The organism is Streptomyces sp. NPDC053069 (assembly GCF_044546895.1).
Classification (GTDB): Bacteria; Actinomycetota; Actinomycetes; order Streptomycetales; family Streptomycetaceae; genus Streptomyces.
In genome coordinates, this window is record NZ_JBITZN010000006.1 from 468,281 (window position 1) to 491,886 (window position 23,606).

A 23,606-nucleotide genomic window follows, 5' to 3' on the forward strand; every position below is an offset into this window, starting at 1 on the left:
AGCTGAATCCCCATGCGTGTCAACCGGATCCTGCTCTCCTCCGCGCTGGTCGTCGTGGCCCTGGTGATCCAGGTGAGCGTCCTCGCCCGCCTGCATCTGCCGGGCGCCGTCCCCGACCTGCTGCTGCTCACCGTCCTCGGCCTGGCCATGGTGTACGGCCATGTCGGCGGCGCCCTCGTCGGCTTCGGCGCCGGTCTGCTCGCCGACCTCGCGCCGCCCGCCGACCACGCGGCCGGCCGCTACGCCCTCGTGCTGTGCGTCACCGGCTACTTCGCCGGGCTCATCAGGCCGGAGAACGGCCGCCTGAAGTCGGCGACCGGCCCGATGGCCGTCGTGGTCGCCGCCGCCATCGGCTCCACGCTGCTGTACGCGGGCGTCGGCGCGCTGGTCGGCGACACCGCCGCCCGCCATGTCGGCCTGCCCGGGCTGCTGTTCTCGGCGGCCCTGTACGACCTGCTGCTCGCTCCGTTCGTGGTCCCCGGGATCATGTGGCTGGCGCGCCGTTCCGACAACGACCCGCTCGCCGAGACCGGCCCCGCCACCAAGGCCGGCGACATCTCCACCGGCTGGCTCTCCTCCGGCACCGGCCTGCGCATCGGCAGCCAGCGCGGCGGCCTCGGCGCGCTGAAGGCCAAGGCCCGCACCCGCTCCGCACGGGTCGGCCGGATCAAGGGGGTCAAGCGGCTGTGAGTGCCCACGAGTTCACCCGAACGGGTCAGCCTTCGCGGAACGCGGGCTCACCGGCCGGTCGTTCATCAAGCGTCCATGTCCTCGCATCTGCGCACTGAGAGGGGGAGACAACCGCAGTGACCAACATCCCCGAGACCGGTCGGACCCCACGGGTGCAGATCCGGCTCGTCGTGATCCAGATCCTCGTCCTCTCCCTCCTCGGCACGCTCGGCGGCCGGCTCTGGTACCTGCAGATCCGCGAGGGCGCCCAGTACCAGAAGGAGGCCTCCGGCAACCACGTCCAGCAGGTCGTCGACCCCGCCGTGCGCGGCGACATCCTGGACGCCCGCGGCGTGCCCCTCGCCGACAACGAGACCCGCCTGGTCGTCTCCGCCTCCCGTACCGACCTGCTCAAGCAGAAGGACGACGGCAGGGCGGTCCTCACCAAGCTGGCCGGCGTCCTCGGCATAAAGCCCGAGGAGGTCATCCAGAAGGTCCGGCTGTGCGACGCCAAGACCCCCCAGCCGTGCTGGAACGGCTCGCCGTACCAGCCGATCCCGATCACCGACGAGGCCACCCCCAAGCAGGCCCTGCAGATCCGCGAGCGCTCCGAGGACTTCCCCGGCATCACCGCCGAGCCCGAGGCCGTGCGCCGCTACCCGGGGCCGGGCAAGTCCAACACCGCGCAGGTGCTCGGCTATCTCTCGCCCGTCACCGACGCCGAGATCCAGAAGGCCAAGGACACCGACTCGCCCTATCTGCGCTCCGACATGGTCGGCCGCTCCGGCCTGGAGCGGCAGTACGACAAGGAGCTGCGCGGCAAGGCCGGCGTCACCCGCTATGAGGTGGACAACCTCGGCCGGGTCATCGGCAAGGCCAAGTCGGATGCCGCCGAGCCCGGTTCGAACCTGGTCACCAGCATCGACTCCCGGGTGCAGCGCGTCGCCGAGTACGAACTCGACAAGGCGATGAAGGCCGCCCGCGGAACGTACGACAAGATCACCGGCGAGAACTACAAGGCCGACTCCGGCGCCGTCATCGTCATGGAGGCCAAGACCGGCCGGATCGTCGCGATGGCCTCGGCACCCACCTACGACCCGAACGTGTGGGTGGGCGGCATCTCCGCCAAGGACTACAAGGCCCTCACCGGCAAGGACTCCGACTACCCGCTGCTCAACCGGGCCATACAGGGCCAGGCCGCACCCGGCTCCACGTTCAAGGTGGTCTCCACGGCCGCCGCGGTCAACGCCGGCTACGCCTGGGACGGCGGCTACCCGTGCACCAGTTCGTACTCGGTCGGCGGCCAGGTCTTCAAGAACTTCGAGGGCGAGAACTTCGGCGACATCTCCCTCGGACGCGCCCTGGAGGTCTCCTGCGACACCGTCTTCTACGGCCTCGCGGACAGGGAGTGGAAGAGGGACGGCGGCATCAACCCCAAGAAGGGCCAGCCGAAGGACTACTTCTTCAAGACCGCCCACCAGTTCGGCCTCGGCAAGGAGACCGGCATCGACCTCCCCAACGAGGTCCGCGGCCGTGTCCCCGACCGCCAGTGGAAGCTCGACTACTGGAAGGCCAACAAGGACGCCTGGTGCAAGAGCGGCAAGAAGGACGGCTCCTACGTCGAGAAGATCGCCTACGAGAACTGCCTCGAAGGCAACAAGATGCGTGAGGGCGACGAGATCAACTACTCCATCGGCCAGGGCGACACCCTCGTCACGCCGATCCAGGAGGCGATGATCTACGGCGCCGTAGCCAACGGCGGCACCGAGTACTACCCGACCATCGGCAAGGCGATCATCAGCGCCGACGGCAAGACCGTCCGGGAGATCAAGCCCAGGGTGCAGCGCAAGCTGCCCGTCAGCCAGGCCACCCTCAAGGGCATGGACGACGCCTTCGCGGGCGTCATCACCCGAGGTACCGCCGCATGGAAGTTCGGCGGCTGGCCGCAGAACAAGATCCCGCTGCACGGCAAGACCGGTACGGCGGAGGTCTACGGCAAGCAGACCACAGGCTGGCTGGCCACGTACTCCAAGGACTACTCGGTGATCATGACGATCTCCCAGGCCGGTACCGGTTCCGGTTCCGCCGGTGAGGCCGTGCGCAACATCTACAGCGCGCTCTACGGCGTCCAGGGCGACGGTTCCATCGACAAGAAGAAGGCGCTGCTGCCCACGCCGCAGAAGGGCCTGCCGAAGGTCCGCAAGGACGGCACGATCATCAACCCCAAGGTCACCGGCGACCCCGCCAAGGACACCGAGAAGGCCCAGCAGGACAACCCCAGCAACGGGGACGACCAGCAGCCCGCCACCTCGCCCTCGCCCACCACGCGCAACCGCGACACCCGCAGACGGCCACGCAGGAACGGCACGAGGGGAAGCCGGAGGATGCCCTCATGACCGGCGCGAACAGCTTCTCCGTCTCCGGGTACGGCCCCGAGCGGGCCGGCTGGACCAGGATCTTCGCCCGTGACTCGCTCACCCGCCGGCTCGACTGGCCGATCCTGTTCGCGGCCACCGGGCTGTCCCTGCTGGGCTCGCTGCTGGTGTACTCCGCGACCCGCAACCGCACCGAGATCAACCAGGGCGACCCGTACTACTTCCTGATCCGCCACCTGATGAACCTGGGCATCGGGTTCGCCCTGATGATCGGCACGATCTGGCTCGGCCACCGCGCCCTGCGCAACGCCGTGCCGATCCTCTACGGCATCTCGCTGTTCGGGGTGCTGCTGGTGCTCACCCCGGTCGGCGCCACCATCAACGGCAGCCGCAACTGGATCGTGTTCGGCGGCGGCTTCTCGCTCCAGCCCGCCGAGTTCGTGAAGATCACGATCATCCTGGGCATGGCGATGATACTGGCGGCCCGGGTCGACGCCGGGGACAAGCCGTACCCCGACCACCGCACGGTCGTGCAGTCACTCGGCCTCGCGGCCGTGCCGATCCTGATCGTGCTGCTCATGCCCGACCTCGGCACGGTCCTGGCCATGGTGGCCATCATCCTGGGCGTGCTGCTCGCCTCCGGCGCCTCCAACCGCTGGGTCTTCGGCCTGCTCATCGCCGGTGTGCTGGGCTGTGTCGCCATCTGGCAGCTGCACATCCTGGACGAGTACCAGATCAACCGCTTCGCCGCCTTCGCCAACCCGGACCTGGACCCCGCGGGCGTCGGCTACAACACCAACCAGGCCCGTATCGCCATCGGCTCCGGCGGCCTGACCGGCGCCGGCCTCTTCCACGGCTCGCAGACCACCGGCCAGTTCGTGCCCGAGCAGCAGACGGACTTCGTCTTCACGGTGGCGGGGGAGGAGCTGGGCTTCCTCGGCGCGGGCTTCATCATCTTCCTGCTGGGCGTGGTGCTGTGGCGCGCCTGCCGCATCGCCCGTGACTCCACCGAGCTGTACGGGACCATCGTGGCCGCCGGGATCGTCGCCTGGTTCGCCTTCCAGTCCTTCGAGAACATCGGCATGACCCTCGGCATCATGCCGGTCACCGGTCTGCCCCTGCCGTTCGTGTCCTACGGCGGCTCGTCGATGTTCGCGGTCTGGGTGGCCGTGGGACTGCTGCAGTCGATCAAGGTGCAGAGACCCATGTCGGCATAGGTCTCCGGCGGGTTCGGGCCGCGAGTCCGGGTGATGGTTCACCGGGTGGATGACGGGAGTTTTCCGGCCATTCACCCGGGATGACCTCTGCCGCGCCGCACCGCGGCCCACTAGATTCAATTCATGGCGGATGCGAAACGCGAGATCGAGCGCAAGTACGAGTCCGACGACAGTGGGCTGCCCGACCTGACCGGCGTCGGCGGCGTGGCGGCCGTCCTGGACAAGGGCCTGGTGGAACTCGACGCCACCTACTACGACACCGCCGACGAACGCCTGGCCGCCGCCTCCCTCACCCTGCGCCGCCGCACCGGCGGCTCCGACGCCGGCTGGCATCTGAAGTTCCCCGTCGCTCCCGGCGTGCGGGACGAGATCCGGGCCCCGCTCTCCGACACCGTCCCCGAGGAGATCGGCGCCCTGGTGCGCTCCCGAGTCCGGGACGCCGAACTGGTGCCGCTGGTCCGGCTGCGCTCCGCCCGCGATGTGCGCCACCTCGTCAGCGCCGACGGCACCCTGCTGGCCGAGGCGAGTGTCGACGCCGTCACCGCCGAGCGGCTCACCGGCGGGGGCGGGGCCGCCCAGTGGACCGAGATCGAGGTGGAACTGGCCGACGACGGCGACCCCGCCTTCCTGGACCTGGTGGAGAAACGGCTGCGCAAGGCGGGGGTGCGCCCCTCGGCGTCGCCGTCGAAGCTCGCCCGCGCCCTGGAACAGACCGCCACGCAAGAGGCCGCAGGACGCCGGCGCAGGAAGAACGAGCCCGCGCCGCCGCAGACCGCCGGCGACCACGTCCTCGCCTATCTGCGCGCCCAGCGGGACGCCCTGGTCGAGCTGGACCCCGCCGTCCGCCGGGACGTGCCCGACTCCGTGCACCGCATGCGGGTCGCCACCCGCCGGGCCCGCAGCACCCTGCGCAGCTTCGGCTCCGTCCTCGACCGCGCCGTCACCGACCCCGTCGGGGCCGAGCTGAAGTGGCTCGCGGGCGAGCTGGGCCTCGACCGCGACCAGGAGGTGATGGCCGAACGCCTGACGGCCGCCCTCGACGCCCTCCCGTCCGACCTGGTCGCCGGCCCGGTCCACGAACGCCTCACCGCCTGGGCCGAGGACCGGCACGGCGGGGCACACGCCCGTGTCACCGGCGTCCTGGACTCCCGCCGCTACCTGACCCTGCTGGACACCCTGGACGCCCTGCTCACCGAGCCACCCCTGCGGAAGGCCGCCGGGAAACAGCCGGAGAAGGTCCTCGCCAAGGCCGTGGACGAGGACCTGGCGACCCTGTCCGCCCTGATCGAGCAGGCGATCGCCACCCCGCCCGGCGAGAACCGCGACATCGCCGTGCACGAGGCCCGCAAGAAGGCCAAGCGCACCCGGTACGCGGCCGAGGCGGCCACCCCGGCCCTCGGAGCACCGGCCCGCTCCCTGACCAGGGGAATGAAGTCCCTGACCACCCTGCTCGGCGACCACCAGGACAGCGTCATGACCCGGCTGACCCTGCGCGAGCTGTCCGCGGTGGCCCACGCGGCGGGGGAGAGCACGTTCACGTACGGGGTGCTGTACGGGCGCGAGGAGGGACGGGCGGCGCAGGCCGAGGCGGAGCTGCCCGGACTGTGGAGGGAGATCGGGTCCGCGGCGTCCGGCTGAGCGCGCGAGGGAGGGGTCTCCGGCTGAGCGTACGGGGGAGTCCGCCGGGCGGGTTACGCTTGATGGTCACCCCTGTCAGCTCACGAAGGTTCGCGAGATGCCTGCCGAAGCCGCCGAGTCGGTGTTCCCGCAGCTCGAAGCACTGCTCCCGCATGTGCAGAAGCCCATCCAGTACGTCGGCGGAGAGCTCAACTCCACGGTCAAGCCGTGGGACGAGTGCGACGTCCGCTGGGCGCTCATGTACCCGGACGCGTACGAGGTGGGTCTGCCCAACCAGGGCGTCATGATCCTCTACGAGGTCCTCAACGAGCAGGAGGGCGTCCTCGCCGAGCGCACGTACAGCGTGTGGCCGGACCTGGAGGCGCTGATGCGCGAGCACGGCGTCCCGCAGTTCACCGTGGACACCCACCGCCCGGTCAAGGCCTTCGACGTGTTCGGCCTGTCCTTCTCCACGGAGCTGGGCTACACGAACATGCTCACGGCCCTGGACCTCGCCGGGATCCCCCTGGAGTCCAAGGACCGCACCATCGACGACCCGATCGTCCTGGCCGGCGGCCACGCGGCCTTCAACCCCGAGCCGATCGCCGACTTCATCGACGCGGCGATCATCGGCGACGGCGAGCAGGCCGTGCTGGACATGACCCGGATCATCCGCGAGTGGAAGGCCGAGGGCTGCCCCGGCGGCCGCGAGGAGGTCCTCTTCCGCCTGGCGAAGACCGGCGGGGTCTACATCCCGGCCTTCTACGACGTCGAGTACCTTCCCGACGGCCGTATCGCCCGCGTGGTCCCCAACAAGTCGGGCGTCCCGTGGCGCGTCTCCAAGCACACGGTCATGGACCTGGACGAGTGGCCGTACCCCAAGCAGCCCCTCGTCCCCCTGGCCGAGACGGTCCACGAGCGCATGTCGGTGGAGATCTTCCGCGGCTGCACGCGCGGGTGCCGCTTCTGCCAGGCCGGCATGATCACCCGCCCGGTGCGCGAGCGCTCGATCACGGGCATCGGCGAGATGGTCGACAAGGGCCTCAAGGCGACGGGCTTCGAGGAGGTGGGCCTGCTCTCCCTGTCCTCGGCGGACCACTCGGAGATCGGCGACATCGCCAAGGGCCTGGCGGACCGGTACGAGGACGACAAGATCGGCCTGTCCCTCCCCTCCACGCGCGTGGACGCCTTCAACGTGGACCTGGCGAACGAGCTGACGCGCAACGGCCGCCGCTCCGGTCTGACCTTCGCCCCCGAAGGCGGCTCGGAGCGCATGCGCAAGGTCATCAACAAGATGGTGTCCGAGGAGGACCTCATCCGCACCGTCGCCACGGCCTACGGCAACGGCTGGCGCCAGGTGAAGCTGTACTTCATGTGCGGCCTGCCCACGGAGACCGACGACGACGTCCTGCAGATCGCCGACATGGCGACGCACGTCATCCAGAAGGGCCGCGAGGTTTCGGGCTCCAACGACATCCGCTGCACGGTCTCGATCGGCGGCTTCGTCCCCAAGCCCCACACCCCCTTCCAGTGGGCGCCGCAGCTCTCGGCGGAGGAGACGGACGCCCGCCTGGCCAAGCTCCGCGACAAGATCCGCGGCGACAAGAAGTACGGCCGCTCGATCGGCTTCCGCTACCACGACGGCAAGCCGGGCATCGTCGAGGGCCTCCTCTCCCGCGGCGACCGCCGTATCGGCGCGGTGATCCGCGCGGTGTACGACGACGGCGGCCGCTTCGACGGCTGGCGTGAGCACTTCTCCTACGACCGCTGGATGGCCTGCGCCGCCAAGGCTCTCGCCCCCTACGGCGTGGACGTCGACTGGTACACCACCCGCGAGCGCACCTACGAGGAGGTCCTGCCCTGGGACCACCTCGACTCCGGCCTGGACAAGGACTGGCTCTGGGAGGACTGGCAGGACGCACTCGACGAAACAGAGGTCGAGGACTGCCGCTGGACCCCGTGCTTCGACTGCGGCGTCTGCCCGCAGATGGACACGGCCATACAAATCGGCCCGACCGGCAAGAAGTTGCTGCCGCTGACGGTCAAGAACGCAGGTCAGGCACCCGCTTCGAGTGGTCACGCGCACTGAGGTGAACGAGGCACTCGATCGGGTGATTGAGGCGCTGGCGGGGGTGAGCGAGGAGGAGGCGGCTGCTGCGCTGGCTGCGGTCGGCGCTTCGGTCCCTCGCCTGTCCCTGCCACTGGCGTCCTCGGGGACGCCGCTGCCGGGCCCCAGCAGTACCCGGCACATCGTCTCCGAGGTGGAGTGGGTCTGAGGCACATTCCGCGTCTGTGCGCGACCCTGCCTGGCCCCGCGAGCCCCCTTGCCTGATCGGGAGGGGGCTCGTTGGCGTTCGGTGACTCGCTCGCCAACCCGGCCGCCGCACCCTCCGCCCAAGCGCATCAACGGCCGCGCCCGGCCCCCACGCCACCGCCACCACGATCCGGCCTCAGGAAGGGAAAGCCGCAACAGCAGCTAGACCCCCAACGCCCCGCACCGGGGCCACCGCGCACCCTTTTCCACCCGGTTGCCTACACCAGTAGATCGGATCAAGACCCGGGGGGCCGTGCCAAGCGCGGCGGCGCCGGCCGGTCGCCGCCGCGCCGCCTCACTAGGGGTGCGCGGTGGTCCCGGTGCGGGGCGTTGCAGTTCCACTGACTGCCCGACGCGCCGGAAGCCTACGGGGCCGTGATCACTCGCGCCAAAGCAGCTCCCGGCCAAAGTCGCTCCGTAAGGTGTTTGGCGGTCCGGAAGAGTGGGGTGTGGCTGTTGATCCAGAATGCAGGCATGGACTTAACACCCCCTGCAATCAGCTGCTGTCGTGGCACTCGCGTTCGGTGGGGGACTGGCAGTCCTGGCACAGTTCGTGCCGCCCCTGGGAAGTGATCACGGTTCCCCAGCCGTTGCACACCTCGCAGTCTGCAGCCAAAGCGGCGTTGGCGCGGGGGTTGGACTCGGGAGCGGCCATCGTTCCGTAGGTCATTGAGTTCTCCTGGCGTCGGGGCTGTCCCGGTGATGCACCCCTTGACTGCACAGTGCTTACTTTATTCCGTTTTATGTCCGTTTGCTCCCGTTCATGCAGATTTTATGACCGCTTTACCCTGTAGTGGTAGCCGAACCTCGCCCGCGGCCGGGGAATCGATCCCTGAAGTGGTGCCGTGGTGGTGGTCGGCCGACGGTCGAGGGGGTCGCGGCGACTGCACTGGAAACACCCAGGTCAGCGTCTCCCTGATCAGCACCCACCCGCATACGCGATCTTCCAAAGTCGCGCCCAGCTCGGCGGCCGTATCTGCCACCGCGTCAACGACCCCGGCACCGCCGAAATGACCTCGGGTGACCTGAACAAGGACGCACCTTGGCCATGCGCCGAGCGGAAGCGGGCTTCGGCCTCATGGCGGCGTTGCGACACCAGTGCAGTGCCCGGCGCGCCTCCTGGCCGATGACGAGAACGACCCTGCCGTCCTTGTTCTCCGCCGTTTGATAGCCGTACGCGGGCTTGCCCACCAGCCAGTCAGTCTGTGTCTTGACGTAGTTCCACAGGCTTGGGACGCGCGTGCTCGTATTGGCAGCCTCGATCTCGGCGATGCCACCGATGATCGTGACCATGATCTTCCCGGCTGTGGTGGTCAGGTCGATCGAGTCGTTCTTGGAGACGAGGTTCTTCCCGTACTTCAGGCACCAGTCGATCATGGTGCTGAGGTCACTGAGCCGCCGCACGAAACGGTCCAGCTTCCAGAAAAGGATCTCGTCGAACTCCGGCGCCCTGTTGTGTTCAGCCAGTCGCCGAGTTCCTTGCGCTTCCACGGCGGAACCTTCGTAGCCGACACGTTCAGGTCGCTGGCCACGCCGACGACTCGGCTGCCGCGGTCCAGGGCCAGCTTCCGGAGGTCGAGTTCCTGACGGACGGGTGACGTCGTGTCGTCGGTGAGCACGGACAGCCGTACAGACAGCAGGGCCCGTGGGGCGTCGTCGGGTAAGAGCGCTTCAGCCTTATTCAGGTCGTCCAAGAGGGCTAAGTCCGCGTCGGTCCACTCGGCCTCAACTGAGTACGGTGCGCGGTCAGTTGCTATGCGCGTCCTCGTTCGCTTCGCCGTGACCAGCGCCGTAGCGGATATGACCCCGTTGGTGTATGGCCGCCATGGACACGAACATCCAGGCGGTCCGACGGGCAAGAAGCTGCTGCCTCTGACTGTGGTCAACAAGTAGCCGGTCGGGCCTCGTGCGGCAGGGAACGCAGAGGCCCTCGCTGGGTGATGTGTGGACTTGCGTGCCGGAACCGCTGCGGCCGATGAGCCTTGCCAAGGCGGACGGTGGGGAGTGGGCCGCGCGGTTCGGGCGTCAGTCCTCGCAGCGCTGTTCTGCAGGGCAGATGAAGGGCAGCCTGGCTGAGCAGATGCCTCCGGCCCCCGGCGCGGGTGCCGGACGCCGCCCACCAGGTCATCATGGGACCGTGATGGAGCTTTTCCCACCGATGCCGTTGACGGAGTGGCGGGACACCAAGGAGACCCTGCACCGCTTCGAACAGATCGTCGGCAAGATCCGCCTGGCGGCGAGCACCCGGCGCAACCACTGGTGGAACGTCCCGTTCCATGTCACGGGACGGGGCATCACCACGCGTCCGATGGGTCTGGTCGACGGGAATCCGATCTTCACGATCGACTTCGACTTCGTCGACCACCGGCTCATCGTCGCGACGCTGGACGGCGAAGAGCGGTCCTTCCCGCTTCTGGGCCAGTCCGTGGCGTCCTTCCACGACGCGACCCTTGCTGCCCTGACCGCGCTGGGCGTCCGGGTGGACATCGCCATTCCCAGGCCCTTCGACCTGCCCGACGCCGGCCGGCCGTTCGCCCAGGACACCGAGCACGCGACCTACGATCCGCTGGCCGCCAACCGCTACTGGCGGATCCTGAGCCAGGTGGCGTCCGTGCTGGAGGAGTTCGCGGCGGGTTACTCGGGAAAGAGCAGCCCGGTGCACCACTTCTGGCACACCTTCGACATCGCCCACAGCCGGTTCTCCGGGCGACAGACCGACCAGCCTCGGCAGGCGGACCCGGTGACTCGGGAGGCGTACTCCAGGGAAGTGATCAGCTTCGGCTTCTGGTTCGGCGACGACACCTTCCCCGAGCCCGCCTTCTACTCCTACACCGCCCCCGAACCCGCCGGCCTGGCCGGGGAGCCGCTCAACCCCGTGTCCGCGCGGTGGGTCACGCGCGGCGACAACCACCTGGCCGTGCTGCGCTACGACGCGGCCCGCGTCGAGAGCGATCCCCGTGCCGCCGTCCTCGCCTTCTACGAAAGCGCCTACCGGGCCGGGGCCGGACGCGCCGGATGGGACATCGCGACGCTCGCGTGCCCCGGAGGCATCACGGACGCGGTCCGGCGGATCTGACTTTCGCTCTCGTCGAGGCCACATCATGGGTGGGCGCAGATCAGGAACGCCGACCCGGCGCCCGCTTCGGCCGGTCGTGGACATGGCGGACGTCACCGAACGGGCACGGTCGACGTACTCCGCCGTACTCGATGGCAGGATCGTGGAGGCCGGGCCTCAGTTGCCGGCCGGACGCCCGTAACCGCTGCCGGAGCCTCTTCGCCGACGCCTGGGAGCGGACGGCTGACCTGTTCATCCACACCCGCACAGACAAACCCGTGGCAGTCACACACACGTACAAGAGACGCATCGGCCCGTGGGGGCTCGTCGCCCGCGTCACCCTTGACGTCCAGCCCCTGGACGAGCCGCCGCGCGAGGCGCGCAGAATCGACGACTCGGCCGTCTGGTGGCTGCCTGCGCAGGGGCTCACGCCGGCGGACGACAGGTGGATGGCGTTCGGCGTCGGACTGGTGGCCGAGCAGCTCGACGCCCTCAGAGGGGGAGCCGACGCCCTGCTGGTGCGGGTGGACGACTGGGACGTACCCATGCTCACGGACTACCAGGAGGAAGTCGCCGCCGCCGCCGTCATCGAGTGCCTGCGGCAGAACTACGGCGTCGGCGGCGTCGACATCGGTGTCACCTTCGACCGGGAACGCGACCGCTACCGGTTCACCTGGGACGGGGCGTCGGTCGAGCCGGGCCAGGGGTGATCCGGGCGTCGTGGTGGAAAACGAGGGTCGGCGATGAGCCCCGGGGCAGCACACCGCCGGCCTGGACGCCGGCACCGTGCGTCCCTGCCGGCGGTGCCCATCGGCCGAGTGACCCGATGCACCATCCCTCTGCGCGCTGCCGCCTGGGCGCTTCTACCAAGTCACCGGTAGTTCGAGTGGAAACCGCCTGATCGTCTTCGTGTCCCACCGCACCTCCTCCGGCGGCACCGCGAGCCGCAGGCCGGGGAATCTCTCCACGAGCCGCCCGATGGCCGCTTCGAGCTCTGCCATCGCCAATGGCATCGCGATGCACCGGTGTCCGCCCCAGCCGAAGGTCATGTGCGGAGCGCTTGGGCGGTCGAGGTCGATGACGTGCGGGTCCGGGTAGCGTTCCGGGTCGCGGTTCGCCGTCAGGTACGACACGTGGACGAAGTCGCCTGCCCGGATGTGTGCACCGTCCAGTTCCACGTCCTCCAGAGCCACCCGGGGGATGCCGACCCCTTTGCGGAACGGGATGTAGCGGAGCAATTCGTGCAAGGCGTCGGTCAAGGTCTCCGGTCGGCGCCGGAGATGCTGCATCAGCTCGGGACGTGTCAGGAGCAGGTATGTGATGTTGCTGATCTGGCAGGTCGCCGTGTCCTGGCCGCTGAGCGCCAGCGTCAGCGTCATGACCGCCAGTTCCTTGTCGTCGAGCTGTTCCTCGCCTTCCCGTGCCGCCGCCATCGCGCTGATGAGGTCGGGGCCGGGTGAGATCCGTCGTTGTGCGGCGAGTTTCTCGAAGTAGGCCGTCAGATCGGCCTTGGCTCTCGTGGCGGCCTCCTTGTTGTCCGCGCCGACGATGAGCAGTTGGTGCACGGACTCCTCGACCCAGGACCAGTCCTCCGGTGCGATACCGAGGAGGTCCAGGATGGCGTGCTGGGGGAGCCTGTCGGAAAGGTGCTGGACCACATCCGCCGGCGGTCCCTGTTTCTCCATGTCGTCCAGCAGGAAGTCCGCAAGCTGGACGATCCGGTGCCGCGTGCTGTCGACTTGCTGCTGAGTGAAGGCCTGCGAGGCCAGGTGGCGGATGCGGCTGCTGTGCGGGGGATCCATCACGTTGATGGATTCCGGCGAGACGATGGGCTCCGGCGTCATCCGGGGGTAGTCGCGGCCGATGACGCCCGCCCTGCTGAACCGCTGGTCGGTGGTCACCTGTTTGACGGCGTCGAAGCCCGTGATCAGCCAGGCATCCGCGTCGCCGTAGGGAAGCCGGATGCGCGTGGGAGATCCGCGTTGCATCAGCTTCGCGAGCGCAGGGTCGAAATCCAGGGCTTCGCTGAAGTCGAACGGGCAGATGGGTGTCTCGTTGTCCGCGGTCATTAACCGACTCCTCCGGGCATGGGTACGACGTTGGTGGTGTTCACGGCCTTGCGAACGGCTTCGGCGAGCCTGACGGCGTCGCCGATGGCCCAGTAGTGGATGAAGAACAGGCGTGGTTCGTCAGTCAGGTTGTGGTGGTGCAGCTCGACCAGTTCGATGCCGCCGCGTCGCAGGGCCGTGAGGGCGGGCTGGACCTCGCTTGCGATCAGGGCCAGGTCGCCGCTGAGGGCGGCTCTTCCGCCGCCGAGCGGCTGGAAGTTGACGGAGGTGGTGGCGCCCAGCCCCGGCGGCAGGACCACATGGCCGTCGGCGACCGTCTCGCGACGGACGTAGGTGCACTTGTAGATCTCCCCGTCAGCGGCGCCCTTGACGCCCATGGCGGCGTCGATGGCGGCGGAGTCCAGGTCGACCGGCGGCGAAGAGGCGGCGGGTTCGGCAGGCGGGGTGCCGGTGCACTTGAACGCGGTGTGCAGGCCGCGGGCGACGGCGACCGGATCGTGACCGTGGGCGTGCACGTGCACCCACCAGCAGTCCGGCTCGTGGGCGAGCAGGTGCTTGTGAAGGGCGGTCAGCATGATCCCGTGCTCCTGCAGGACGTCGCAGAAGCGCTGCAGTTCGCGTTCGGTGACCACGACGTCGCCCATCAGGAGCGTGCTGTGGTCTGCGTACCGGACGAAGGACACGTGTGTGCCCAGGGCGAGCGCGGGATCGATCCGAACGCCATGGGAGAAGACCGTGAGGTCCCGGCGCGGGAAGGCCGTGTGGTACATGAATCGCCGCATGTCACCGGGCCGGCCGAGAACCTCGCCCACGTCTGCCCAGTCCGCCAGCTTGGTCATCACCGGTTCGACCAGGTCGTGACCCTCCCGGCCCCCGGACAGGGCGCGGGCCCGGTCCGGCACGCCGGTGAGGACCGGCGCAAGGGTGGCCGCGGCCAGCAGACGGCGCCGGGACGTGGTGAGTCGGGATCGGGTTTCCTGCTGCCGCTCGTGCGTCATTGTCATATGCCTCCTGGGATGATCGGAGCATCGGAATCCGCCTTGCCCGGTGATCGACGCAGTGACATCCCCCAGGTGGCCCAACGTTCACGTGACAACGGCTCGCCGCGCGAGCTCTCGGGCAGGGTCACCGCTCCCGCGCCGGGCAGGAACCGCCCCGCCCCGTTTGCCCCATCCGCTTGGTCACTCACAGCCCACTCATGGATACTCCTGGTGACGGGGTGGCTGCCGGGTCGATGTGGTCAGGGAGGCTCCATATGCCCCTGCTGGCGAAGTCGTGGCGATGGGGCCGCTTACTCCTGGCCATAGCCGTCACTGCCGGGATACCGACCGCTGCCACGGCCCCCGTCCGGGCAGCGACCGATGACGGGACCGGCAGCATCCCGCAGGACCTCACCCAGTACGTCAACCCCTTCGTCGGCACGAAGAAGACCGGCAGCACCAGCTACGACGGAGGCAACACCTTCCCCGGCGCCGACGCTCCCTTCGGCATGGTGCAGTGGAGCCCGGACACCCCCAGTCCCCAGCCCGGCGGCTACGCCTACACCGACCATGAGATCCGCGGCTTCAGCCTGACCCACCTTTCCGGCGCCGGCTGCACCGGCGCCCAGGACCTGCCCTTCATGCCGCACGTGGGCTCGGTGGCCGAGTCGCCGGCCACCGGGCCCGGCGCCTATCTGGACGGCTTCTCGCACGATGCCGAGTCGGCGCGGCCCGGCTACTACGGTGTCACGCTCGCCTCCGGTACGAAGGTCGAGCTGACCGCGACCCAGCGTTCCGGCGCCGGCCGCTTCACCTACCCGGCCGGCCGTACGGCATCCCTCCTCATCGATCTCTCCGGCTCCCTGCGTGGCGCGTCCGACGCCCGAGCGACCATAGACAAGACCCGCCGCGCCATCACCGGCTATGTCACCGGCGGCGGCTTCTGCGGCAGCAGCAACCGCTACCGCGTGTATTTCTCGGCCGTCTTCGACCAGCCCTTCGCCGCCGTCGGCACATGGCGCGACGGCATCGTCTCGCCCGGTGGCACGAGGGTCGGCACAGCCCCGGCCAAGGACACCACGAAGCAGGCCGGGAACAGGAAGCAGACGCAGGGCGGCGTGCAGCCCGCGGGGGCCTATGTCACCTTCGACACCACCCGGTCACAGACCGTGGGCGTCAAGGTCGGCCTGTCGTACGTGAGCACGGCCGGCGCCGCCGAGAACGCGGCGCGGGAGCAGGGCTCGGCGTCGTTCGACACCGTCGCTGAGAAGACCCGGGCACAGTGGAACGCCCGGCTGCACCAGATGGAGATCGCCGGCGGCACCGACATCCAGCGAACGACCTTCTATACGGCCCTCTACCACTCACTCCTCCAGCCCAATGTCTTCGACGACGTGAACGGCCAGTACATCGGTTTCGACGGGCAGATCCACAAAGCCCGCAGCGGCCACCACCAGTACGCCAACTTCTCCGGCTGGGACATATACCGCTGTGAGGCGCAGCTGATCGCCCTCCTCGCACCGGACGTGGCCTCGGACATCGCCCAGTCCATGTACAACCAGGCGCGCCAGGCCGGTGACGTGTGGGACCGGTGGTCGGTCGCCAACGACTTCGCGGGCGTCATGAACGGCGACCCGTACCACTCGATCCTCGCCAGCATGTACGCCTTCGGGGCCACCGACTTCGACGCCGGGGCAGCCCTGGCCTCCATGGTCAAGGGCGCGACCACCGTCCAGAACGCCGGCGCCCGTTACGTCGAGCGGCCCGGTCTCGCCGACTACCTGTCACTCGGATACCTGCCCGACGACGTGTCGACGACCCTGGAATACACCACCGCCGACTTCGGAATCGCGGCACTGGCCGGACGGCTCGGCGACACCGGCACCCAGGCGACGTTCATGAAGCGGGCGCAGAACTGGCGGAACCTGTTCAACCCCGCCGGCTCCTGGATTCAGCCACGCAGCCGCACCGGCTCCTTCGAGTCGCGGTTCAAGCCGGCCGACAACAAGGGCTACGTCGAGGGCAACGCCGCCCAGTACGAGTGGATGGTGCCGTACGACCTCGCCGGGCTCTTCGCGGCGATGGGCGGCAACGGCAAGGTCATTCCCCGGCTCGACGACTTCTTCACCGCATTGAACGCCGGGCCGGACGAGCCGCACGCCTTCCTGGGCAACGAACCGTCCCTGAACTCTCCCTGGGTGTACGTCTATGCGAGCGCCCCCTACCGCACCCAGAGCGTGGTCCGCCGCGCCGTCAACACCCTGTGGGGCCCCGGCCCCGACGGCGAGGTGGGCAACGACGACCTGGGCACCCTGTCGTCCTGGTACGTCTGGTCGGCACTCGGGATGTATCCACAGGTGCCGGGCCGGGCCGAACTGGTGCTGGCCAGCCCCCTGTTCCCGGCTGTCACCGTGCACCGTGACGGCGGCCGGCCGATCAGGATCAACGCGCCCGGTGCGGACGCGGACACGCCCTATGTGCATGCCTTGAAAGTCAACGGCGTCCCCTCCTCCAGGGCCTGGCTCCCGGAGTCCTTCGTACGCGAGGGCGGCACCCTCGACTACACGCTCGGCGACACCCCCGACACGACATGGGGCACTGCCCCACGTGACGCCCCGCCGTCCTTCCGCGGTGGACAGACCTCGTCCCCCACCCGCCCGCAACCGGTCACCTCGCAGCCACCACACCACTGTGCACGGCGCCACCACCGTCACTTTTAGTGCCCTTGGCCACTTAGCGAACAGGGTATTTCCTAAAAACGGCACGTAGTTTAAGGGCGTGTCAATCGAGTGGCTTCGCCATTTGTTAGTACCGTGTGGTAAAGCGGAGTATCACCGCAGGTCATGCCCTCGGGTGACCTTAAATGAGAGTCCTCGGGTGCGCCCTCCAAGTATCCAAGGAGGCCAATGTCCATCCAGGGTTTCGGTGGACTGTCTGTACTCGAAGTCCACCCACTTCAGAATGTCGTATGCAGGAGTGGCAGCCGCCACAAAGCCACGATCGGCCTGGCAGGTGTACTGGCCTGCGTGATCAACGGTGACACGCTGACCAGCGTGCTGCACGAGGCCGCCTGGTTGGTGGTGGCGATCACGATTCTGGTTCTCGTGCAGTTGGTCGCGGCCCGCCTTCCTTGACCGCGGCCGTGGCGGTGAAGGCCCCCCGGACCTCGTGGTCCGGGGGGCCTTCGGTATCCGCGCACGGATTCCGACGGCTCGTCCACTCAAACGGACCAAGGAAAGGAGTCGTGAAGCGGAATGACAGTCTGACCATGCGAATGTTGGCGAGCTCAGTCATCCGAGATCCGGTACCACCGGTATCCGAGGAAAAGGAGGAATGCTCGTCATGCGAGGAGCAACGTCAGCAAAGACGCGATCGGCACGGGCGAGATGGGGGGTGAGACTCGTCGGCGCCGGTATGACCGCGGTCGCGGCGCTCGGTGTCGCCGCCGGCCCCGCGTCGGCCCAGGCGGGTCCCCCGAGCGACGCGGGCGTCCAGCCCGTGGAAGTCGAAGACAACCCGCCCGTGTCCTGCCCCGCGGGCGCGACCGGGTTCCGCGTGGAGGATCCCACCACCGGAACCGTCTCGATTCCCGGCGACGGAACGTTCCAGCTCACCGTCACCGACACCACGGCGGGGCAGGTGTTCAGCTTCAGCATCCCCGCCACTGACCAGCGCGCCGCGGTCAAGGTGACCGCCAAGGGCGGGACCGGCGGCGCCAACGTCTACACGTACGACAGCACGACGGGCTTCCCGACCGGCATCACGATGGACGGATCGCTCCACGCCCCGATCAACCCCAGCGGCAAGTTCGCGGACCTCAGCCACATCGACTTCTGCGTCATTCCCAGCAGGTACTGACAGGAACTGCTGAGAAAGCGACCACCTGAGCCCCGTCCCATCGCGGAGGGGCTCAGGGGGTTTCCGGCGTGTGCCGCCGCCCTGCGCTGTTGCGGAGGCGAGCGCCCCCGCGTTGCAATCAAGTGTGAGGCACTTTGGCGGCGCCGAGTCCGCCGACCGCCCCGCTCCCGGGACGGCGGCCGGCCGTAAGGGACTCAAGAACGACGCCCTGGGCATGTTCTCCTCGGTGGCCATGGGCCTGGCGTCCACCGGCCCGGCGTACAGCCTGGCCGCCACGCTGGGCCTCATCGTGGCCGGGGTCGGACTGCAGGCCCCGATCGTCACCATGCTGGCGTTCATCCCGATGCTCCTGGTCGCGTACGCCTTCCGGGAGCTCAACGCGAGCAACGCCGACTGCGGGACCACCTTCACCTGGGCCACCCGCGCCTTCGGGCCGCGCACCGGCTGGATGGGCGGCTGGGGCCTCATCGTCGCCAACATCATCGTCATGGCGAACCTCGCCGCGATCGCCGCCGCCTACGGCTTCCGGCTGGTGGGCCTCGACGGCCTGGCGGGCAGCCGGCTGTGGACCACCCTGGCGGGCATGGTCTGGATCGCCGCGCTGACCGTGATCTGCTACGTCGGCATCGAGGTCTCGTCGGCCGTCCAGCGCTGGCTGCTGTGCCTGGAAGTGGTGATGCTGGTCCTTTTCGCCGTCGCCGCGCTGATCAGGGTCTACACCGACCCCCCGGCGACGGCGATCCATGTCTCCGCGTCCTGGTTCAACCCCTTCAGGGTGCCCTCGGCGACGGCCCTGACCTCGGGCCTCCTCGCGGGCGTCTTCATCTACTGGGGCTGGGACACCGCCTTCTCGGTCAACGAGGAAACCGTCGACAGCACCCGCGTCCCCGGCCGCGCCGCCGTCCTGTCCACGGTGCTGCTGCTGGTCATGTACGGGCTGGTGGCCACGTCGGCGCAGGCCTTCGCGGGAGTCGGCACCTCGGGCATCGGGCTCGGCAACACGCACAACTCCGACGATGTGCTCTCGGGGCTGGGCGAGGCCGTGTTCGGGAGCCAGGGCACGGGCCTGCTGCTGTCGAGACTGCTGATCCTGATGGTGCTGACCTCGGCGCTGGCCTCCGCCGAGACCACCATCCTGCCCCTGGCCAGGACCGTCTTCTCGATGGCGGTCCACAAGGCGGTCCCCTCCCGGTTCGCCCGGGTCCACCGCAGGTTCCTCACCCCGACCTGGGGGACCGTCGGCATGGGAGCGGCCTCGATCGCCCTGTTCGGCCTGCTGGCGTCGTTCAGCCAGAACGTCCTGGCCGACTCGATCGACTCGGTCGGTCTCGCGATCGCGTTCCAGTACGGACTGACCGGATTCGCCTGCGTCTGGTACCACCGCAAGATCCTCAACCGCAGCACCCGGGACCTGGTCTTCAAGGGCTTGCTGCCCGGACTGGGCGGGCTGATCATGGCCTCGCTGTTCCTCTACGCCACCTTCGTCGTCTACGCGAACCCCGGGTACGGCATGACCACCGTCGACCTGCCGCTGATCGGCAGGACGGGCGGGGTAACGGTCCTGGGCCTGGGCGCCCTGCTGATCGGTCTGCTGCTGATGCCGGTGGTCACCCGTGGTCACAGCGTGGCCCTCAAACTCCAGCGGAGCCTGCTTCCGCGCCGCCTGCCGCCGCACGCCGCCGTGGACTCGGCGAGCCGCTATCTGCCCGCCGACAGCGGCTCCGGAGTGGGCGGCGACTGGTACGACGTCATCCCCCTGTCCGGCAGCCGGGTCGGACTGGTGGTCGGGGACGTGCTCGGACACGGCATGCGCGCCGCGGCCACCATGGGACGCCTGCGCACGGGGGTGCGCGTGCTGGCCCGGCTGGACCTCGCCCCCGACGAGCTGCTGTCCCGCCTGGACGACCTGGTCGACCAGACCGGGCAGGACGGCGGCCCCGGCCCGGGCATCCGGCGGCAGCAGCCCGACGCGGCCCTGGGCGTGAGCTGCCTGTACGCGGTGTACGACCCGGTCTCGGGAACGTGCAGCCTGGCGCGGGCCGGGGAGTCGGTGCTGGCGGTCGTCGCGCCGTACGGGGGCGTGGTCGACCCTCTTCAGCTGCCGCCCGGACCGCCGTTGGGCGTCGCCGGCCCGCCCTACCGGAGCACGGAGGCGGACCTGGCGCCGGGCAGCCTCCTCGCCCTCTTTACGGACGGCCTCCTGCAGGCGGCCGACGACCGTGCCGCCGGGCTCGCGCAGCTGTCCCAGTGCTTCGAGGGCGCAGGCGCGTCCCTGGCGGCGCTGTGCGACAGGGCGGTGGCCACCCTGCTGCCCGGGGCGGTGGACGTGGACGCGACGCTGCTCACGGTCCGCACCCGCCGGCTCGACCGGAACCAGTTCGCCGAGTGGGCACTGCTCGCGGACCCGGCGGGGGTGGCGACCATCCGCACCGCCGTCAGCAAGCAGCTCGGCGACTGGGGGCTGGACGACCTGGCGTTCACCACCGAACTCATCGTCAGCGAACTGGTCACCAACGCCATCCGCTATGCCGGCGGCCCGATCCAGGTACGCCTGATCCGCGACCGGACCCTGACCTGTGAGGTCTCCGACACCGGCCACACCTCGCCCAATCTGCGGCACGCCGCGAGCGATGACGAGGGAGGCCGGGGCCTGTTCATCATCGCCCAGATGACCCACCACTGGGGCACGCGCTACACCGCGACGGGCAAGACGATCTGGACCGAACAGGACCTGCCGTGACGAACCGCCGACGCCCGACGGAAGGAGCTCCCATGGTGCAGCAGACGGCGGCGAGGGCCCCGGCCAAGAAGCCCGTCAGCATGGGCGGCGTCTTCCTCTCGTTCGCCCCCTGGATCATCTTCGGCGTGGTCGCGAGCCCGAGTACCTGGGAGTACGCGGCCCTCGCCGCACTGGTCGCCTCGATCGTCCTGTCGGGAGGGGACATGCTGCGCGGCACACTCCGCATCCTCGACATGACCGGCATCGTGTTCTTCGCCGTGCTCACGGTCCTCGGGCTGGCCCTGGCCCGCGGGCAGCTCCTCTGGGTGGAGACGTACGCCCAGGTCATCTCGAACGGACTGGTGGCCGTCGTCGCGCTCGGATCGCTGTTCGGCGACCCCTTCACCGCGCAGTACGCCCGCGAGTCGACGCCCCGTGACGTGTGGGACTCACCGGTGTTCAAGCACATCAACCAGGTGCTGACAGTCGTGTGGGGCACGGCCTTCGCCCTGATGACGCTCTCGACCTGGCTGGCCATCCGCTTCCCCGCCCAGGACGACTGGTTCAACTGGGTCGTCCCGATCGCGCTGCTGGTCGTGGCCGTGAAGGTCACCGAGCGCTATCCGGAGTCGTACAAGGCGCGCACGACCTGACCGGATCCGAACGGGCGGGCCCGGCGTCTACCCCGGTATGGAACTGCACAAGCCGCCTCCCCGGCCCCGGCAGCCCGAAGGGTGCCTCACCGTCGCGATCCGCGTCCCCCTGCGGATTTTCGTCCTGGTGCTGGTGGTGCCGGTGCGGATGGCGTGGGACGCGCTCGTCGTCACCGGAAGGTTTCTGCGGGACACCGTGTTCAGGCCGCTCGGCCGGGCGCTGCTGTGGGTCGGAAAGGCCCTGTTCGTCTGGCCGTTCGTGGGCCTGTGGCGCTATGTCCTGGTCCCCGTCGGCAAGGCGCTCGCCTGGCTCGGGACCGTCCTCGTCGTCGTACCGGCCGGGTGGCTGTACCGGTCCGTGCTCACGCCCGTCGGGCACGCCCTGGCGTGGCTGGCGCGCGGGGCGGGCGCCGGGCTCGGCTGGGTGTACGCGCGCCTGCTCACGCCCGTCGAGCACGCGGTCACCCGGCTGCTCAAGGGCATCGGCGCCGTGCTCGCCGCCCTGGGCATCGGCGTGTGCACGGCCGTCGCCCGGCTGGTGCGGTATCTGCTCGTCGTGCCCGCGCGATGGGTGTACGAGTGGATCCTCGCGCCCGTCGGACGTGCCGTCGCCCGGTGCGTACGCGGGCTGGGGTGGCTGCTGGGCCTGATCGCCACGGGTATCGGCGTCGCCCTGTACTGGACCCTGCGCGTGCTCCTCGTCCTGCCCGCCCTCGCGCTGTGGCGCTGGGTCCTCGCGCCCGTCGGCCGGTTCCTCGCCGTCGTGGCGCGGGAGATCGGGGACGCCCTCGGGCACGCCTGGCGGATCGCCGGACGCATCTCGCGGGCCGTCGGCCGGGCGCTCGGGACCCTCTTCCGGTGGATCTTCGTGGAGCCGGTGCGCTGGGTGTACCGGACCGTCCTCACCCCGGTCGGCCACGTCGTCCGGGACGCGGTCCTGCGGCCCGTCGCCGAGGGCGCCCGCGTGGCGGGCCGGGCCGTGCGCGAGGCGCTGGCCAGTGCCCGAGACACCGTACGACAGGCCCGCGCGGACTTCCGGCGGATGCTGTTCGGCGAGCCCCGGCAGCCGGCCGCCATGGACCGGCGGGAACCTCACGGGCCCGCGACACGTAGTCTTGGTAGCAGTACGACCGCACTCACGAAGGACTAGGACACTGGGCAAGCGACAGCCCGAAGGCCCGCCGCCCGCACCCGCGGTGCAGCGCATCCGACTGCGCTACACCAAGCGCGGCCGCCTGAGGTTCACCAGCCACCGAGACTTCCAGCGCGCCTTCGAGCGGGCGCTGCGCCGTGCCGAGGTGCCCATGGCGTACTCGGCCGGGTTCACGCCCCACCCGAAGGTGTCGTACGCCAATGCCGCACCCACCGGCACGGGCAGTGAGGCGGAGTATCTGGAGATCGCGCTCACCGCACCGCGCGACCCGGAGACGCTGCGCGTCCTCCTCGACGAGTCGCTGCCCGCCGGGCTCGACGTGATCGAGGCGGTCGAGGCGCGGACCTCGGGCCTCGCCGACCGGCTCACGGCCTCCGTGTGGGAGCTGCGGCTGGACGGCGTCGACCCGGCCGACGCCGAGCGCGCGGTCGAGGCCTTCACCAGGGCCGAGACCGTCGAGGTGCAGCGGATGACCAAGAACGGCGTCCGCACCTTCGACGCCCGCCCGGCCGTGGTGAGCCTGGAAACGCACGGTTCACCGGCTGATAGGCCTAGCGACCAGCCCTGTGCGATACTGCGGCTGGTTGTTCGGCACGTGACGCCTGCCGTACGACCCGACGACGTCCTGTCCGGTCTCCGCGCCGTGGCCGACCTGGCGCCGCCGGTCCCCGCAGCGGTGACCAGGCTGGCGCAGGGGCTGTTCGATGAAGAGACCGGCACGGTGACCGACCCGCTCGCGCCCGACCGCGAGGCAGCCGAGGCCCTGACGGCCCAGCCGGCTGCCGCCGCGACGGCGCCGACGCCGGAAGGTTCCGCGTAGGGACGGACGTCGTAGCGCCGCCCTTGTACTCGGGAGCCACCTGGGTCGGGCAGCGCACCGACCAGAAGACTTTCGCCAGGCCGTACCGACAAGGCGTACGGAACCGG

Annotated in this window: 18 protein-coding genes and 1 pseudogene; 15 read left to right on the forward strand and 4 right to left on the reverse strand. The window is 69.5% G+C overall.

What is annotated here, in order from left to right:
* The first annotated feature begins 12 nt into the window (after positions 1-12).
* The 6 genes from mreD (at position 13) to ACIGXP_RS17240 (ending at position 8,154) form a co-directional block, all read left to right on the forward strand.
* Positions 13-690: a rod shape-determining protein MreD gene (gene mreD / locus ACIGXP_RS17215; protein WP_363214833.1), complete on the forward strand. Its 678-nt coding sequence runs from the start codon at positions 13-15 to the stop codon at positions 688-690.
* A 116-nt stretch (positions 691-806) separates the two neighbouring features.
* Positions 807-3,065: a penicillin-binding protein 2 gene (gene mrdA, locus ACIGXP_RS17220; protein WP_363214832.1), complete on the forward strand. Its 2,259-nt coding sequence runs from the start codon at positions 807-809 to the stop codon at positions 3,063-3,065.
* Positions 3,062-4,261 carry a rod shape-determining protein RodA gene (gene rodA / locus ACIGXP_RS17225; protein ID WP_399769049.1) on the forward strand — a complete coding sequence of 400 codons (1,200 nt, stop codon included), beginning with the start codon at positions 3,062-3,064 and terminating at the stop codon, positions 4,259-4,261. Before mrdA ends, rodA begins: the two co-directional genes overlap by 4 nt.
* Before the next feature lie 123 nt (positions 4,262-4,384).
* Complete coding sequence (locus ACIGXP_RS17230) at positions 4,385-5,899, forward strand: CHAD domain-containing protein (protein WP_399769050.1); 1,515 nt, start codon at positions 4,385-4,387, stop codon at positions 5,897-5,899.
* Between the two features lie 97 nt (positions 5,900-5,996).
* Positions 5,997-7,967 (forward strand): TIGR03960 family B12-binding radical SAM protein, encoded by a 1,971-nt coding sequence (locus ACIGXP_RS17235; protein WP_399769052.1) that lies wholly within the window; start codon positions 5,997-5,999, stop codon positions 7,965-7,967.
* A 1-nt stretch (position 7,968) separates the two neighbouring features.
* Positions 7,969-8,154, forward strand: coding sequence for a hypothetical protein (locus ACIGXP_RS17240; RefSeq protein WP_399769054.1), 186 nt, complete (start codon positions 7,969-7,971; stop codon positions 8,152-8,154).
* A gap of 534 nt (positions 8,155-8,688) precedes the next feature.
* Here ACIGXP_RS17240 and ACIGXP_RS17245 read toward each other — a convergent pair.
* Together ACIGXP_RS17245 and ACIGXP_RS17250 are read right to left on the reverse strand one after the other, a co-directional pair.
* Positions 8,689-8,862, reverse strand: coding sequence for a hypothetical protein (locus ACIGXP_RS17245; protein WP_399769056.1), 174 nt, complete (start codon positions 8,860-8,862; stop codon positions 8,689-8,691).
* A 389-nt stretch (positions 8,863-9,251) separates the two neighbouring features.
* A pseudogene (locus ACIGXP_RS17250) lies at positions 9,252-9,949 on the reverse strand (recombinase family protein); the annotation flags it as partial.
* A gap of 383 nt (positions 9,950-10,332) precedes the next feature.
* Between ACIGXP_RS17250 and ACIGXP_RS17255 the strand changes: the two are divergent.
* Together ACIGXP_RS17255 and ACIGXP_RS17260 are read left to right on the forward strand one after the other, a co-directional pair.
* Positions 10,333-11,268, forward strand: a complete 936-nt coding sequence (locus tag ACIGXP_RS17255) for a DUF5996 family protein (protein WP_399769104.1) — start codon at positions 10,333-10,335, stop codon at positions 11,266-11,268.
* 257 nt (positions 11,269-11,525) lie between these two features.
* Positions 11,526-11,957: a hypothetical protein gene (locus ACIGXP_RS17260; RefSeq protein ID WP_399769058.1), complete on the forward strand. Its 432-nt coding sequence runs from the start codon at positions 11,526-11,528 to the stop codon at positions 11,955-11,957.
* 153 nt (positions 11,958-12,110) lie between these two features.
* Here ACIGXP_RS17260 and ACIGXP_RS17265 read toward each other — a convergent pair whose 3' ends face one another.
* Complete coding sequence (locus ACIGXP_RS17265) at positions 12,111-13,316, reverse strand: cytochrome P450 (protein WP_399769060.1); 1,206 nt, start codon at positions 13,314-13,316, stop codon at positions 12,111-12,113.
* Entirely contained in the window at positions 13,316-14,320 is a 1,005-nt protein-coding gene (locus ACIGXP_RS17270; RefSeq protein ID WP_399769062.1) for a DUF1259 domain-containing protein, read from the reverse strand. The genes ACIGXP_RS17265 and ACIGXP_RS17270 overlap by 1 nt, the downstream gene beginning before the upstream one ends.
* A 251-nt stretch (positions 14,321-14,571) precedes the next feature.
* Between ACIGXP_RS17270 and ACIGXP_RS17275 the strand changes: the two genes are divergently transcribed.
* From ACIGXP_RS17275 to ACIGXP_RS17305, 7 genes are all read left to right on the forward strand, one after another.
* Positions 14,572-17,016, forward strand: coding sequence for a GH92 family glycosyl hydrolase (locus ACIGXP_RS17275; RefSeq protein WP_399769064.1), 2,445 nt, complete (start codon positions 14,572-14,574; stop codon positions 17,014-17,016).
* Between the two features lie 186 nt (positions 17,017-17,202).
* Entirely contained in the window at positions 17,203-17,430 is a 228-nt protein-coding gene (locus tag ACIGXP_RS17280; RefSeq protein ID WP_363214823.1) for a hypothetical protein, read from the forward strand.
* A 259-nt stretch (positions 17,431-17,689) separates the two neighbouring features.
* Positions 17,690-18,154, forward strand: coding sequence for a hypothetical protein (locus ACIGXP_RS17285; RefSeq protein WP_363214822.1), 465 nt, complete (start codon positions 17,690-17,692; stop codon positions 18,152-18,154).
* A 124-nt stretch (positions 18,155-18,278) separates the two neighbouring features.
* On the forward strand, positions 18,279-20,894 hold the full coding sequence (locus ACIGXP_RS17290) for an amino acid permease (RefSeq protein ID WP_399769067.1): 2,616 nt from the start codon (positions 18,279-18,281) through the stop codon (positions 20,892-20,894).
* A gap of 32 nt (positions 20,895-20,926) precedes the next feature.
* Positions 20,927-21,526 (forward strand): hypothetical protein, encoded by a 600-nt coding sequence (locus tag ACIGXP_RS17295; RefSeq protein ID WP_399769069.1) that lies wholly within the window; start codon positions 20,927-20,929, stop codon positions 21,524-21,526.
* Positions 21,527-21,563: 37 nt separating this feature from the next.
* Entirely contained in the window at positions 21,564-22,676 is a 1,113-nt protein-coding gene (locus ACIGXP_RS17300; protein ID WP_399769071.1) for a hypothetical protein, read from the forward strand.
* 46 nt (positions 22,677-22,722) lie between these two features.
* Entirely contained in the window at positions 22,723-23,499 is a 777-nt protein-coding gene (locus tag ACIGXP_RS17305; RefSeq protein WP_363214819.1) for a TIGR03936 family radical SAM-associated protein, read from the forward strand.
* The last annotated feature ends 107 nt before the right edge of the window (positions 23,500-23,606 follow it).

What these genes read in the sequence shown, in the direction of transcription:
- mreD (WP_363214833.1), top strand. Translation starts at nt 13, where the DNA reads ATGCGTGTCAACCGGATCCTGCTCTCCTCCGCGCTGGTCGTCGTGGCC.
- rodA (WP_399769049.1), top strand. Translation starts at nt 3,062, where the DNA reads ATGACCGGCGCGAACAGCTTCTCCGTCTCCGGGTACGGCCCCGAGCGG.
- ACIGXP_RS17230 (WP_399769050.1), top strand. Translation starts at nt 4,385, where the DNA reads ATGGCGGATGCGAAACGCGAGATCGAGCGCAAGTACGAGTCCGACGAC.
- ACIGXP_RS17235 (WP_399769052.1), top strand. Translation starts at nt 5,997, where the DNA reads ATGCCTGCCGAAGCCGCCGAGTCGGTGTTCCCGCAGCTCGAAGCACTG.
- ACIGXP_RS17245 (WP_399769056.1), bottom strand. Translation starts at nt 8,862, where the DNA reads ATGACCTACGGAACGATGGCCGCTCCCGAGTCCAACCCCCGCGCCAAC.
- ACIGXP_RS17255 (WP_399769104.1), top strand. Translation starts at nt 10,333, where the DNA reads ATGGAGCTTTTCCCACCGATGCCGTTGACGGAGTGGCGGGACACCAAG.
- ACIGXP_RS17265 (WP_399769060.1), bottom strand. Translation starts at nt 13,316, where the DNA reads ATGACCGCGGACAACGAGACACCCATCTGCCCGTTCGACTTCAGCGAA.
- ACIGXP_RS17270 (WP_399769062.1), bottom strand. Translation starts at nt 14,320, where the DNA reads ATGACAATGACGCACGAGCGGCAGCAGGAAACCCGATCCCGACTCACC.
- ACIGXP_RS17275 (WP_399769064.1), top strand. Translation starts at nt 14,572, where the DNA reads ATGCCCCTGCTGGCGAAGTCGTGGCGATGGGGCCGCTTACTCCTGGCC.
- ACIGXP_RS17280 (WP_363214823.1), top strand. Translation starts at nt 17,203, where the DNA reads ATGTCCATCCAGGGTTTCGGTGGACTGTCTGTACTCGAAGTCCACCCA.
- ACIGXP_RS17295 (WP_399769069.1), top strand. Translation starts at nt 20,927, where the DNA reads ATGGTGCAGCAGACGGCGGCGAGGGCCCCGGCCAAGAAGCCCGTCAGC.
- ACIGXP_RS17300 (WP_399769071.1), top strand. Translation starts at nt 21,564, where the DNA reads ATGGAACTGCACAAGCCGCCTCCCCGGCCCCGGCAGCCCGAAGGGTGC.